The 15,929-nt window shown below is 29.7% G+C and carries 10 protein-coding genes; 4 read left to right on the top strand and 6 right to left on the bottom strand.

All coding sequences use genetic code 11. The annotated features are described in order from the left end of the window. Positions 1 to 5: 5 nt before the first annotated feature. Positions 6 to 3,029 (bottom strand): type I pullulanase, encoded by a 3,024-nt coding sequence (pulA, locus tag OW730_RS07730; RefSeq protein WP_271228473.1) that lies wholly within the window; start codon positions 3,027 to 3,029, stop codon positions 6 to 8. 426 nt (positions 3,030 to 3,455) lie between these two features. Between pulA and OW730_RS07725 the strand changes: the two genes are divergently transcribed. The 4 genes from OW730_RS07725 (at position 3,456) to OW730_RS07710 (ending at position 8,965) form a co-directional block, all read left to right on the top strand. After that, the gene (locus OW730_RS07725; RefSeq protein WP_271228472.1) at positions 3,456 to 5,393 is read left to right on the top strand and encodes a Cache 3/Cache 2 fusion domain-containing protein; all 1,938 of its coding nucleotides are present in this window, start codon (positions 3,456 to 3,458) and stop codon (positions 5,391 to 5,393) included. 204 nt (positions 5,394 to 5,597) lie between these two features. Beyond that, entirely contained in the window at positions 5,598 to 6,380 is a 783-nt protein-coding gene (locus OW730_RS07720) for a Cache 3/Cache 2 fusion domain-containing protein (RefSeq protein WP_271228471.1), read from the top strand. A gap of 26 nt (positions 6,381 to 6,406) precedes the next feature. Next, entirely contained in the window at positions 6,407 to 7,534 is a 1,128-nt protein-coding gene (locus tag OW730_RS07715; protein ID WP_271228470.1) for a HAMP domain-containing sensor histidine kinase, read from the top strand. Positions 7,535 to 7,858: 324 nt separating this feature from the next. After that, positions 7,859 to 8,965, top strand: coding sequence for a tRNA-queuosine alpha-mannosyltransferase domain-containing protein (locus OW730_RS07710; protein ID WP_271228469.1), 1,107 nt, complete (start codon positions 7,859 to 7,861; stop codon positions 8,963 to 8,965). Positions 8,966 to 9,004: 39 nt separating this feature from the next. Here OW730_RS07710 and OW730_RS07705 read toward each other — a convergent pair whose 3' ends face one another. The 5 genes from OW730_RS07705 to abc-f all read right to left on the bottom strand — a co-directional run bounded on the left by OW730_RS07705 (position 9,005) and on the right by abc-f (position 15,535). Further along, a complete protein-coding gene (locus tag OW730_RS07705) occupies positions 9,005 to 10,960 on the bottom strand; it encodes an FtsX-like permease family protein (RefSeq protein WP_271228468.1) in 1,956 nt (651 codons plus the stop codon). Continuing rightward, on the bottom strand, positions 10,950 to 11,714 hold the full coding sequence (locus tag OW730_RS07700) for an ABC transporter ATP-binding protein (RefSeq protein ID WP_271228467.1): 765 nt from the start codon (positions 11,712 to 11,714) through the stop codon (positions 10,950 to 10,952). The genes OW730_RS07705 and OW730_RS07700 overlap by 11 nt, the downstream gene beginning before the upstream one ends. A gap of 73 nt (positions 11,715 to 11,787) precedes the next feature. Beyond that, on the bottom strand, positions 11,788 to 12,825 hold the full coding sequence (locus OW730_RS07695; RefSeq protein ID WP_271228466.1) for a sensor histidine kinase: 1,038 nt from the start codon (positions 12,823 to 12,825) through the stop codon (positions 11,788 to 11,790). Then, positions 12,818 to 13,534 carry a response regulator transcription factor gene (locus OW730_RS07690; protein ID WP_271228465.1) on the bottom strand — a complete coding sequence of 239 codons (717 nt, stop codon included), beginning with the start codon at positions 13,532 to 13,534 and terminating at the stop codon, positions 12,818 to 12,820. Before OW730_RS07690 ends, OW730_RS07695 begins: the two co-directional genes overlap by 8 nt. A gap of 90 nt (positions 13,535 to 13,624) precedes the next feature. Next, positions 13,625 to 15,535, bottom strand: a complete 1,911-nt coding sequence (abc-f, locus tag OW730_RS07685) for a ribosomal protection-like ABC-F family protein (RefSeq protein WP_271228464.1) — start codon at positions 15,533 to 15,535, stop codon at positions 13,625 to 13,627. Positions 15,536 to 15,929: the final 394 nt, after the last annotated feature.

Genomic DNA, 15,929 nt, shown 5'->3' with positions numbered 1-15,929 from the left:
CTTAATTATTTTTTCTTCATACCAATAAATATCCCAGCACCAACTGCAGCTACTACAACAAATGCCGCTACACATAAGAAAATTAACTTGTTGCTCTTTTCTTTATCATACATAACTACTGAACCAAGGGCAGGAACCTTAACAGTTTTCCCTTCCATTATTTCAATAACTTCTGTTCCCGATTTTTCTTTGTTAACAACTACATTCCATTTTCCTTCTGAAGGCAATTCAATCTCAACATCCTCTTTATTTGCATTGAATGCTACAAAGATATTATTCCAACTATCGCTGTTAGCACCATCTTTAATTGTATAAGCTACAGTATTCTTTGGTGAATCAATGAATTCTATGGATTTCTTTATAGCTTCTGATGAAGTCATTCTAAAGGCTGGATGCTCTTTTCTCATCTTAATTAGTCCTTTAAAGTATTCTACTGTATCCATATTTTCTAATTTTCTCTGCCAATCTAATCTATTAACTTCATCGCTAGATTTATAAGAATTCTCATCACCATACTTTGTTCTCATAAATTCTTGTCCTGCATGAATGAAAGGAATTCCTTGTGATGTTAATATAATTGCGTCTGTTAATCTGTGCATATCTTTTCTTGCTTCTTCACTATCTTCTGGATTACTAATTTCAAGCTTGTCCCAAAGTGTATTATTATCATGAGCTTCAACATATGTCACTGTTCTATCTGGCTCTATGTCTCCCCAGGTATTGATTGTATCACTATAGTTTACTCCTCCAACAACACCTGCTTTGATTATGTTTTCCATTCCTTCTTTTCCGTTTACAAATCCTCTATCCTCTTCCTCAAAAACACTACCTTTTAAACCATCTCTTATACTGTCATTAAAATGACCAATATTAGGCATTTTATAAGCGTTAGTTTGACTTGCTTTCTCATCTTCATTTAAGATAGCACCCATATTCCACCCTTCACCTATTACAATAATTGATGGGTCTATTTCTTTAAGCTCAGCTCTAAGTTCATTCATAGTTTCAACATCTAATAATCCCATAAGGTCAAATCTGAATCCGTCAAGGTTGTATTCTTGTGCTAAGTATTTAACTGAATCAACAATGAACTTCCTTGCCATCTTATTCTCAGAAGCAATAACATTTCCACAACCACTCTCATTAGCAAAAGTTCCATCTGCATTATATCTGAAGAAATATCCTGGAACTAATTTATTGAAACTTGATCCTTCTGCACTCCACATATGGTTATAAACAACATCCATAATAACTCTTAATCCATTTTTATGGAATCCTTTTACAACTTCTTTTAATTCATTAATTCTAACTTCAGGCTTGTATGCATCAGTGGAATAACTTCCTTCAATAGCATTATAGTTAACAGGATCATATCCCCAGTTAAATTGTGTTCCATCACCTGTTTCATCAACACTGCCGTAATCGTAAATCGGTAACAACTGAACATGTGTTACACCTAAATCTTTAATGTGATTAAGTCCCGTTTTAGTTCCTTCCGGTCCTGTAGTATCTTCCTCAATTAATCCTAAGAATTTACCTTTATTGTTTACTCCCGATTCAGGATGCATTGATAAATCTCTAGTATGTAATTCATAGATTATAGCATCATTATAATTTTTAAATTCTGGTCTCTTATGATTCTTCCATCCCTTAGGATTAGTTTTTGTAAGATCAAGAACTACACCCATGCCGCCATTCACAGTCACTGCTCTAACATATGGATCAACAGCTTCATCATATTTACCATTAACTTTAACCTTATATCTATACATAAGACCATCTTTATCCCCATCAAGAGTAATCTCCCAAACACCCTTTTGACCTTTTACCATTGGAGTTTCTACTCCACTTTCATCTGTATAATCATCATAAACTACCAGATACATCTCTTCTGCAAATGGTGACCATACTTTAAATGTAGTTTTTTCTTTAGTATATATATTTCCTAAATCATCCCCATCATAAAAATATAACTCATTAAAGGAGTCACTATTCATAACTTTACCTAATGCAACTCTCTTACTGCCATATCCCTCTTTTTCTACAATAAGTTCTCCTTCTAAAGGAGCATCTTCTAACAATTCTATTGTTGCTTTTTTTGTTCTTCCACCTTGTACTTCTGTACTATAAACACTTATTTCAAGTGGCTTGCCATTACTTTTAACAATAAACCCTTCATTTCCTTCATAGTTAAAAGGGAAATCAATATTGGCTTCAACATTTATCTCTTTCAAGGAATCTAAAGTAGCTGAAATAAATTTAGGATTTAAATCCACATCATTCACATCATAATACACTCCTTCATTTCCTTGCACAAGCCATACCTCTGCTTTACCATCCTCAGTAAATTTAGTTATAAATCTATCTCCAAATTCTTTAGATGCCCATTCATTATCACCAGTTGAAAATCTTGTTATAAAACCTATCTTATTAACACCTTCTGTTTCAGATACTTTTATTCTAGCAATCTTACCATATTCATCTTCCTCAGAGAATTCATAAGTAGCGCCGCCTTTACCATCTGGCCACATCCATAAGTTCCATCCATCATAATTATTATCAAATCTATGATAATGAACTGTTACTTCAGTTTCATTTCCTAATTCCATAGATTTAGCTACCTTAGACATATCAGGACTTTCAGTGTAAACCTTAGGATCACCGGCAAACAACCATATCTCTGCTTTACCATTAACAAACTCTGTTATAAATCTATCCTCATCTACATCTTTAACCCAATCATCAGTTCTAACAATAAACCCTACTCCTTCAGTCCCTCCACTGAATTCATATTCCCCTACTAAACCAAAATCATCTTTTCCAGTAAATTCATATTTCTTTCCTTCTTTACCTACTTCCCATAACCATAAATTCCAGTCTAACTCACTGTTCTTATCTTTTGAATAATGAATAATAACTTTTGTTTTAGTTTCTTCTGCAAACGTTTGCAAAGCTGACCCAAAAAAAATAAAGTTACTCATCATAAGGCATACAGCTAAGAACCCAATTAAAACTCTTTTTAACTTCATAATATCCCTCCCATAAGTTTATGAAAATGTTTGCACATGTATCATTATATTATTTTATCAATAATTTTCAGAAAAAACCATATTTTTTTCTGAATTTACTAAGTTTTATTAATAAGAAGAAAAAACATCCCCTTTTTATAATAATTTTAGCCCCCTAATCATCTTCTTAATTGCAATTATTGGATGTTTCTACTAATAAAAAGTAAATTTTTAGTATAAATTTATTATATTTTGGAGGAATCAGTAAATTTTTGTAGAACTGTATATACACATGTAATATAAACATTCAGTAATTTTCAATACGAAATCTCTATAGTTGAAAACTTAGCTAAACAATATAAATTTAAATTAACAGAGCCGAAAGATTTTTGAGTTGTCAAAATATTTTAAATATAATTTTAAATAACGCGTTTATGGGAGGAAATTATGAGCATAAAATCAAAGCTTTTGTGGAGTTATATATTCCTTATTCTTTTTACTACATCTCTTTTAGGGAGCATTCTAGGATCCAAAGCCGAAGGAGAGCTTTCTACCGAAATTGCTAACAAAAGTGAAACCATCTCAAACTTGATACTTGATATTGTAAGTGTACGAAATAACTTATTATTTGACAAAGTATCTACAGACCTTCAGTATGCTTTTGAAATATTAGAGAGCCACGGAAATTTTAGTATTGATAGTAATAAGAAAGTAACTATTAAGGACTCTCCTCTTCCAATTTTATATGCAGGAGATGAAGCTTTAGTAAATTATAATGAATATATAAAAAAAGTAGAAGATTTAACTGGGGCTGTGTGTTCAATTTTCCTGTTAGATTCTGATAAATTGATTAGAGTTAGTACTAATGTAACTGATAACGGTATATCCGGATTTGGTACATATATAGATTCCTCTGAAGAAACTTATAAAAAAATAATAAATAAAGAATCATATTATGCAATAACCCACTTTGAAGATTCTTGGTATATTTCCGGATATGTTCCTTTGTTTGATAATGACAATAATGTGATTGGTGCTTTAGGATTAGGTCACGAACAGTTAAATGATTATCTTGAAAATGTGATAAATGAAATAACGATAGGTACTACAGGATATGTTTATATAATAAACTCCTCAGGTGATGTAATTTTTCACCCTAACCTTAAAGGACATAACCTGTCAAATTATAAATTCACAAAAGATATCATAGAAAGAAAATCAGGTTCCATTGGATATGAATTCAAGTCAACTTGGAAAATGGCTTCATTCAAATATTTTGCTCCTTGGGATTGGTATATAGTTGCTACTGCAAATTATGATGATATCCACTCAGCTTCAAAGTCTATAATGTATACTGCAGGGTTTATTGGTTTAATAGTTTTATTTATCGGAATTATAATTGCCTTATTTTTATCTAATACAATCATTAAACCTATAATGGATTTAAAATCATGTATGGAACAAGTTACAGAAGGTGACCTTAGTGTTCAATGTAATATTATCAGTACTGATGAGATAGCTGTGCTCTCAAATAGCTTTAACAATCTAGTAAAAGAAAATAGCCGACTACTGGAAGAAACTCGTGAATACAATAAACTAAAAGTTGAATTTTTTTCTAACATATCTCATGAGTTAAAGACACCATTGAATATTATCTTCACCACAACACAACTTCTTGAATATAAATTAACTAATGCTGAAGAGCTTCCACTTAAGAAGCTAACTTCTTATCATACAACAATAAAACAAAACTGCTATAGATTGTTAAGGCTAGTTAATAATCTAATTGATATTACTAAGATTGATTCAGGTTACTTTGAATTAAATAAAATAAATGTAAACATCGTTGAAATAGTTGAAGATATCACTCTTTCCACAGTTGATTATGTTACCTCTAAATCAAGAAAAATTATTTTTGATACAAACACAGAAGAGAAAATAATTGCTGTAGATCCTGAGATGATGGAAAGAATAATTTTAAATCTTATTTCAAATGCTATAAAATTCACATTACCTAATGATACAATCACTGTTACTCTAACCGATTTAGGTGATAATGTATCTTTATCTATCAAGGATACTGGAATTGGCATAGCACCTGAAAAACAATCAATAATATTTAAGCGTTTTAGACAGGTTGATAGACTCCTAAATAGAAATCATGAAGGCAGCGGTATCGGATTATCCATAGTTGAATCTTTAGTAAAGATGCATCATGGCACAATAACAGTAGAAAGTCAACTTGGAATAGGCAGTGAGTTTATAATAACTCTCCCTGCAAAATTAGCAACCACCTCTAAAGATCTACGAAAAGTAGATGCATCAATCTCTAATGATGATAAGGTTAAAAAAATTCATATTGAATTCTCAGACATATATTCTTAACACATGGCACACCCCTGGGGTATTCACCCCAGGGGTGTGCTGTATTTATTTAATTCTCTTGATAGAAATTTGGAGGAATCAGTAGTTTTTTGTAGAATTATATATATGCACTTTATTCACGTAAATTTTTTTTAATAATAATGACCGAGTTAAAAATAATTTATCCAAAATATACAAAATTAATTTAGTATAGAGGAGAAACTTATGAGCATAAAATCAAAACTATTATGGAGTTATATATTCCTTATTATATTTACCACCGCTCTTTTAGGCAGTATTATAGGAGCAAAATCTCAAAAAGCACTTTCTAATGAAATAGCAGCTAAAAACGAAAAAATTTCTAATTTGATACTTGATATTGTAAGTGTAAGAAATAACTTATTATTTGATAAAGTATACACTGATCTTAACTACGCTTCTGAAATATTAGAAAGCTTCGGACCGTATAGTATTGATCATAATGAAAAGGTAAATATTAAAGAACATTCACTCCCAACTATATATGCAGGAGAAGAAAGTTTAGTAAATATTGATAAATATATTAACAAAATCGAGTCTGTAACTGGCGCTGTATGTTCCATTTTTGTATTAGATTCTAATAAACTAGTTAGAATAAGTACAAATGTACAAAACAAAAATGAAGATGAATTGGGCACATGCCTAGATTCTTCATCTGAAATATATAATAGAATCACTAATAAGCTATCATATTATGGGAAAACCCCAATAAGAGATTCTTGGTATATTTCTGGTTATATTCCCCTTTATGATAAAAACAATAATGTAATCGGCGCGTTAGGAGTTGGACATGAACAATTAAATGATTACCTTGAAGAAGTAATAAATAAAGTTCAAATTGGAAAAACAGGATATGTGTATATCATAAATTCAGCTGGTGATGTTATCTTCCATCCTAAAATCAAAGGTGAAAACTTATTTGATTATGATTTTACAAAAGAGATTATTGAAAAAAGACTGGTTCAATAGAATATCAATTCCAATCTGTTTGGAAGATGGCTAACTTCACATATTTCAAAGGATGGGACTGGTATATAGTATCAACCGCTAATTATGATGATATAAATTCTTCATCTCAATCTATGTTGTATACAACAACAGCTATAGGTATAGTTGTACTAATTGTAGGTATACTTATTGCCCTCTTTTTAGCTAATACTATTGTTAAACCAATTATGGATTTAAAATCATGTATGGAGAAGGTATCTGAAGGTGACCTCAGTGTTCAAAGCGAAATAGAAAGCACAGACGAAGTAGGTGTACTTTCTAGAAGCTTCAATACCCTTGTAAAGGAAAATAAAAAACTTTTAGTAGCAACACGAGAATATAATATGTTAAAGGTTGAATTTTTCTCAAATATATCTCATGAGTTAAAAACCCCATTAAATATTATATTTACAACAATTCAACTTATTAACTATAAATTTAATAGCGATGAAGAGCTTGATAGACCCAAAATTAATTCTTATCATGATACAATAAAACAAAACTGTTATAGACTATTAAAGTTAGTTAACAATCTAATTGATATTACTAAAATAGATTCAGGATATTTTGAATTAAACCTTGTTAATGTGAATATTGTAGAAGTTATTGAGGATATAACGCTCTCTACAGTTAACTATGTTAAATCAAAATCAAGAAAAATTATTTTTGATACAAATACTGAAGAAAAAATCATGGCAGTAGATCCTGAAATGATGGAAAGAATAATGCTTAATCTAATTTCTAACGCAATTAAGTTCACTAACCCTAATGATACTATAACTGTTACATTAACAGACTTAGGTCATAGGATGAAAATATCTGTTAAAGATACAGGTATAGGAATTGCTCCTGAAAAACAATCAGTTATCTTCAAACGTTTCAGGCAAGTTGACAGACTACTTAACAGAAATCATGAAGGAAGCGGAATTGGTTTATCCCTTGTAGAGTCACTTGTAGAAATGCACGAAGGAACAATAAGCGTTAACAGTAAACTCGGCAAAGGAAGTGAGTTTATCATATCACTACCCGCATCTTTAGTTCCACAGTATAAAAATAATTCCAAAGTAGACGATTCAACTTCTCGTGAAGCAAAAGTTGAGAAAATTCATATTGAATTCTCAGACATATACTCTTAAGCGCACTGAGTTCGATAAAAACAAATGGAAAATTGAAAATTGAAAACGGAAAACGATGGATGGTTCTGACTAAGGTCAGAACCTACATTTTATTGTTCTTTAAAACAATATGTTTTTACTCATTATATCTAATGATATAATATTGTAATATAAATACAATGTTTCATCATAAATGAAACGAGTAAACCTTATTATCCAAGGAACAATATAATTAAAATTTCTCGAAGAGAAATGTCCCTCGTTTTCCGTTTTCCACTTTCCACTTTCAACTATGTTTTACCATTCACTATACCCTGACAGTATTCAAACGGAGGAAATAAAATAATGTCCAAAAAAATTCTAATAGTGGAGCCTTTTTACTCCGGCTCACATGCCTCATGGGCTAATCAATTTAAGGAACTTAGTTCTCATAATATAGAAATCTTAAGTATGAAGGGTCAGTTTTGGAAATGGCGTATGTACGGTGGTGCTGTGACACTTGCTGAAGAATTTTTAGCTGGGGAATATTCTCCTGATATAATTCTTTCTACTGATATGCTTGATCTTACAACTTTTTTATCCTTAATAAGACACAAGTTATCCTCTCATGTGAAGATTGCTGTTTATTTTCATGAGAATCAACTTACTTATCCATGGAAGAATGATAGTGTGGATAAAAAACTTAATAGAGATATTAATTATGGGTTTATGAATTATACAACTGCACTTGCTGCTGATTATGTGTTATTTAACTCATGTTACAATATGAATTCCTTCTATGATGAGTTATATAATATGTTAAAAAGAATGCCAGATTACAGACTAAATGATACAGTTGAAAAATTAAAAAATAAATCATCTGTTCTTCCAATAGGAATGCATCTTTCAAAGCTTGATACCGTATCAGATGATATTTACAAGGACGATACTCCTTTAATTTTATGGAATCATAGATGGGAGTTTGATAAGAATCCTGATGACTTTTTCAATGCTTTATTCATTTTAAAAGAAAGAGGCTTAAAATTCAAAGTAGCTGTACTTGGTGAGAACTATAAAAATTCTCCTCCTATTTTTAAAAAAGCATTCTCTGTTTTGAAAGATGAAATTGTAGCCTCTGGATTCATGAGTGTAGAAGAGTATCGTTCATGGGTAAAGGCTTCTGATATTATTCCTGTCACTTCAAATCATGACTTCTTTGGGATAAGTGTTATGGAGGGTGTATACAGTGGTTGCTATCCAATTCTTGCAAAAAGATTAACTTACCCTGATTTATATGATTATCATAATAATCCTGAGATTTTTTATGAGACTTTTGATGAACTTGTAGAAAAACTAGCTTATGCTATTGAGAACATTGATTATATACGTAAGAAAGACTTTAAATATCTAACTGTTGATTATGATTGGAAGAATTTAATTTGTAAGTATGATGAAGTTTTTGATAGATTATAAAAACATAACCCCAGGGGTATTTTCCTCTGGGGTCAGATTTTACAAACCTTCTAATATCTCATTACAATATTTATTCCTACAAACAACATAATAAATAAATTGGAATATCATATATGCTACTGCAACTATTCCATTATAACCTATTCCTATCAAAATCTGATCAGATTCCCTAAAGAGTATCACAGTAAATATCAATGCAGTTATATTTCCTATTACAGGTGTAATGAAAAATAATATTTTGAGTTCGCTACTTATTGATTTTCTTATTTCTTCAGTGGTCATTCCAATTCTATATAACTTTTTAAATTTCTCTTTATCATTTTCAACTCCAGAGTATAACTTCAAAAAAAGAGCTACTGATGATGCTATTGTAAAAAAGATTCCTATAAATGAGAATGTGTATAAAACAACAGTAGTTTGCTGTCTTTTCAAATTATAATCTTTAATTCTTGAAGCTACATGTAATATTCTTTCTTCTATTTCTTCTATCTTGAAAATTTTCTCCTTAAATCTACTATTATTTGTTTTAAAATATTCCTGAATCTTCTCTACAGCTACTTTGCTTTTTTTCCAGTTGTTCAAATTATATAACTTCATATTAGCAATATACACACTTGATTTTTCTCCCTTTATTCTTTCATAGTCTTTATTATTCAATATAATAATTGTACCGTATCCATATTTCATGTTATTAAATAATGTTTCATATACTATATTTTCATTTTGAAAAGTATAATTATTGTTATTAAACCTTAAGAATATCTCTCTAGCGTTTATTCTATTATTATCTTTTTCTTTATTGCTTAGAGTATTATTTTGATTGATTCCAATATATTTACCTCTCTCAACATGTATATTTGTATTAAAAACTTTATTTATGATTTCGTCTGAAAATAATTTTTCATCCTCATAACCGTAATAATAATATAAAAATTCAACTTCTTTTTTCTCTGTAATAGTTACTCCCTCTTCACTAAAAAACTTATTAATAGTATCTTCATCAATATTGTTTTTACCTTGCATCTCTACATAGGCAATATGATATGGATTATCCTTTGTAGTTGATTCTTCTAATGTTCCCATAAGATATAGTAGGAATCCTACATAAAAAATAACCACTGTCACAAGCAATGATATTACAAAAATTATTTTCTTGGTTTCTTTAAACTTACTTTGCAAACTTTTCAGTTCTAGTAATCTATTTAAAAATATTTTTTTATTCTTCTTACACAGCTTGATTAACATTCCTCCAAGATTAGATATTATAAAGTAATTTCCAATGAATATAGTTATCATTCCTGTAAACACAGCTTTTTTATGGTATTGATCTTCCATTTCACTTAATACATAGCACACTCCTAAGAATGCAAATATTACAATCAATACTCCTAAAATAAACATTTGAGGCTTCGCTACTTTTATTGGACTTATTCTCTCTATTTTAAGTAATTTTAATAAGTCAAACTTCAGAGTAGAAAGCATAGTAATAACTAGGTTAATTAAATTTATAGCTAAAAAAATGCCTATAGGATATAAAAAATTTTCATAGCCTATGTCCATTGGAATATTCTTTATCCCTAATGCTTTTGTAATTATTAAATAAAAGATTCTGGAAAACACACTTCCTGATATTATCCCCAAAGTTAATGTTGATATTATCATAATAATATTCTCATAGAGTATTACCTTTCTGATATCCTTAATAAGCATACCCAAACTCATATATACTCCAAATTCCTTTTTTCTTCCCCTAATAAACGTTGAGTGAGCATAACTTATAAAAACTATTGAGAATATTATTAGCGCTGCACTAGATACAATCATTCCATCTAGTGCACCTGATTCTAATATGCTATTTCCCTTTAATTTTTCGTTAAAAATCAAGGTTGAATAAATAAAAAGTATCATAACAATAAACACATTACATAAAAAATATGTATTATACTTATGAAAATTCCCTTTAGCTCCCTTTAAAACTAAATCCTTAAAAGTCATATCCCTCACCCCCAAGAACGACAAGACAATTAAATATACTATTTAGAAATTCTCTTCTGTTCCCTTTATTTATTATTTCACTATGAAGCTTTCCATCTTTTATGAATATAATTTTCTTAGCATAACTAGCAGCTATTGGATCATGGGTTACCATTAAAATTGTACTATTTAGTTCTTCATTCATTTTACTAAAACACTTCATTATATTCTTTGAATTTTTCGAATCTAGATTCCCTGTTGGTTCATCCGCAAATATTATAGATGGTTCGTTAATAACAGCTCTTGCAATAGCTATTCTTTGTTGCTCTCCTCCTGAAATATTGTATGGGTATTTTCTAGATAACTCATATATCCCAAACAACTCCATAACACGTATTAATCTTGAATCTATCTCTTCTGGTGTTTTTTTCTCTAAAACTAAAGGAACAATAATATTTTCACTTAAAGTTAAATTATCTAAGAGATTATAGTCTTGAAAAACGAAACCTAATTCTTCTCTTCTAAATAATGCAAGCTCATTTTTGCTCATTTCACTTATATTCTTATTATTTATAGTGATCTTTCCTGAACTTGCTTTATCAATTCCACTTAATAGATTTAATAGAGTAGTTTTACCGCTCCCTGATGGCCCCATAATAGCAATAAACTCACCCTCTTCAACCTGAAAACTTATTCCATTCAATGCTTTAGTGTTTACCTGGTCATATTTATCACCATATATTTTAGTTATATTTTCACAATTTAATTTACTCACATGAATCACTCCCTTTCAAAACAATTTTAAGTCATTTTTCCAATTATAAATATCTACTTATCTTAAAATAACTCTACAATTTTGAAAGATATCGCATTCTAACTTCTGTTCCTTCATCTACTTGTGATTCTATTTTTATTTCATGTCCTAATTTTGAGCTTATTTCCTTACAAATATAGAGACCAATTCCAGTGGAATTTCTAACCTTTCTACCGTTATGACCTGTAAAGAATGGTCTAAATACTCTATCTTTATCATATTCAGGTATACCTATCCCCTCATCTTTAATTGATAAATACGTATACTTTTCCTCACACCATACTTTAAAATATATCTTCTTTCCTTTATTAATATCCTTACTTTTACCTCCTGAATATTTAATAGCATTTGAAATAATCTGCTCAATTAAAACTTCATTCCATCGCTTGTCTGATATGACTTTAAACTCTTTTTCATTCTCACTCATAACAGGGAACACATTGTTGTATAAAAATTGAGACTTCATTTTATTGATACAACTCTTAACACTCCCTATCAACTCTATCTCCGCTAATTCAAAATCTTGCTCAAAACTTCCTAATCTTATGAACTCTAATGCTTGTCCAACAGAGGTATGTAATACCATAGCTTCGTTTTCAATATTTTTAAATTCATTTTGATTTTCAGGTTCTTTTAAAACATTTTCTTGAGCTATCATTAATATGACAGAAATATTATTTTTCAACTTATGCATCCACTGTGATAATAAGGCTATCTTTTCCTCATAAATAGATTCCTTTGCACATAGCCTTTCACTTAATTTTCTCTGCTTATCCTTTAGTAAACTAATAATCCTTTTATGTTCTTTGCTTCTAACTCTAATTTTAATATCTGAGAACCCCTGTTGATTCCTTATATTTTCAATAGATATATTAAATTGATAATATTTATATCCTTCAACAATTAAAAAGCTACCTAAGAAAAACAGTGCTAGTATTAATGGATATACTATTTCTTTTGAGTAACCAGTTATCAAAGTGTAGAAAAATATAATACTTAAGGTATTAATCATATATAAAATTATAATACTCATCTTGTCTTTTATAAAATCAACTATAATCCTCTTATTCATTGCTTGCTCCCTCTAAAGAAGAACTATCAAACATATATCCTACTCCTCTTTTTGCTCTTATTGAATCAATTATTCCAATCTCTTTAAGTCTATTTCTTATTCTTGCAATATTTACACTAAGAGTATTTTCCTCAACAAATGTTGACTCATCCCACAACTCATTAAACAAAACTTCTCTACCAACAACTTTATCAATATTATCAATTAATCTTTTCAGAAGTTTAAATTCATTTTTACTCAACTCAACTGCCTTACCATTATAATTAGCTGTAAAACTATTTGGATTCAATTGTATTCCATTTTCCTGTATTTCTGTTTCAACTTTTTCTTCTATTAAGGAATATTCTCCGTAAGCTCTTCTCAATATAGCCTTCACCTTACTCATAAGTATCTCTAGTTTAAAAGGTTTTATTATATAATCATCAGCTCCAAGTTCTATAGCTAATATTTGATCCATCTCTGTATCCCTTGCAGAAATCATTAATACTGGTATTCTGGATTTAGTACGAATTTCTCTACATATATGATATCCATCTTGATATGGCAAATTAATATCTAAAAGAATTAAATGAGGCTCAAAAGTCTCTATCTGTTTCTGTACATTCATGAAATCCTCTATTTCTTTAACAACAAAATTATATTTTTTCATATGGTTCATTATTAGAGAACTCAACATACTATCATCTTCAATAATCATAATTTTGTACACTTTTGTTAATCCTCCTTTTTCCATCTTTTATAATTATATCATATCCTCCCTAATCTAAACCCCAGGGGAAAATACCCCTGGGGTTATGTTCTACATATTCACAATTTTATTTTCGTATTCTGTCCATTCTTCAATTGCCTTTTCTAATTCTTTATTCAACTCTTCCTTTTGAATATGAAGTTCATTAAGCTCCACGTAATCATCTCCTATAGAATTCATCTTTTCATCAAGCTTGCTTATCTCTTCCTCTAAGACTGCTATTCTATTTTCCAGCTTAGTTACTTCTTTCTGAAGCTTTTTGTTCTCATCTACTGTTTTTTCTCTTTTAACCTTTTCTTTTTTCACTTTTGGTTGTTCTACTACTTCTTCCTTACTCTTAATTTTTTCTTTCTTATAGAAATCATAATTCCCTTCATATTTTACAAATTCATTATTGTCAATCTCAATAATTCTATTGCTCATTTTATTTATGAAATATCTATCATGTGATATAAAGAAGATAGTTCCTTTAAATTCTTCTAGAGCATTTTCTAAAGTCTCAATAGATTCTATATCAAGATGATTAGTAGGCTCATCCAGTATCAATAGATTTATATCTTCATATAGCAATTTACTTAATTTAAGTCTAACTCTCTCTCCACCTGATAAATGCTTAACTTTCTTATATGCCTCTCCTCCGAAGAACATAAATTTAGATAAGAATTCTCTTGCTTTTCCTTCAAGTATGTTTATATCTTCTCTGAAACATTCAACTACTGTTAATTCCTCATTATTAAAAGAAATATTTTGTGGTAGATAAGCAACTTTTACATTCTCCCCTATCTTCACCGTTCCTCCATCTGCTACTTCTTCTCCTAACAATATTTTTAAGAAGGTTGTTTTACCACTTCCATTTGCTCCTATAAGTGCAGCTCTATCCTGATATTGAATAAGCATATCTGAATTCTTAAAAAGAACCTTATCTTCAAACCCTTTACTTAATTCTTTTGCAACAATAACCTCTTTACCCGATCGTTCAGTTGAATTGAAATTCATCTTCATGTTCTGTTTCTCAAACTTTGGTTTCTCTATTCTCTCCATCTTATCAAGTTTAATTTGTATACTTGCTGCTCTCCTAAAGAACTTATTATTATCAGCTCTAATAGCCCAATCTCTTAAATCTTTCACTGTTTTTTCCATAGATTTTATCTTTTTCTGCTGTTCCTTAAACTGATGGAATTGCTGAAGCATATCCTCTTCTTTCTGTTTTACGAAATCAGAATAATTCCCCTTATATGTCTTACATTCCATATCCTCAATCTCAATTATCTTGCTAACAGTATTATCTAAGAAATATCTATCATGGGATACAATTATAACTATCCCTCTATAGTTCTTTATATAATTTTCAAGCCATTCTGCCGATTCCATATCAAGGTGATTTGTAGGCTCATCCAGAAGTAATATATCAGGAGTTTCAAGTAGTATCTTACCTAGTATTACCGTTGTTTTCTCCCCTCCACTTAACACCTTAAATTCTTTGTTCAAGAAGGTTTCTTCAAGTTTTAATCCCTTACATACTCTGCTCATCTTTTCTTCTTTTTCATATCCACCTTTTGCTTCATAAGCCTGCTGCAGATAACTATATCTTTTCAAAGTTCTTTCTAACTCTTCCCCTGTTAACGAAGCCATTTCATTTTCTAATGATTTCATCTCACCTTCTATTTCTATCAACTCTTCAAAAGATATATTCAGAATATCTCTAACAGTATAGTTTTCAGGATACTTGTGAACTTGTTCAAGATACCCTATGCTCTTCCCTCTAGGTATGCACATCCACCCGTCATCATGTCTAGTCATTTCCTCAATTCCAGATATCATCTTCAAGACAGTGGTTTTCCCGCATCCATTTGCACCTACTATTCCAACTCTCTCGTTATCATAGATGTTAAATGATAAATTTTGAAAAACCAATGTAGCATCTAGATATTTTTTTATGTTATTAAATGATAATTCTACCATATTATTCACTCTCCTATTTATGTATTCTAATGCTATCAATGATTATTTCCCTATTGTTCTTTGATATTTATTCTTTACAATATAAAAAGGCTGCAAGAAGATTCTCTTCTTACAGCCTAAAATTCAAAGTAAAATTATTATAATAAGATTTAAATATACACCAATATAAACCTATGCCAATTTCATTACAGCATAAATCCTTAAATCTTATTAAATATTACTATTTTAGTATTGCAAGTTATCTTCCAAATTACTAATTTCATAAAGAGCATACCAAATAAACCTCTTCCCCATTTTAGGAAAGAAAAACTCTATGTGAAATAATCATTAATTTATTTAGGTTTATCTATAAACCTTTTTTAATAAAATTAATAAGTTTAGTAATTTGATGGTC

Source organism: Oceanirhabdus sp. W0125-5, assembly GCF_027938815.1.
Lineage (GTDB): Bacteria > Bacillota > Clostridia > Clostridiales > Clostridiaceae > Oceanirhabdus.
Note: the sequence above shows the minus strand (reverse complement) of the source record. Positions and strands in the feature narration are given on the sequence as shown.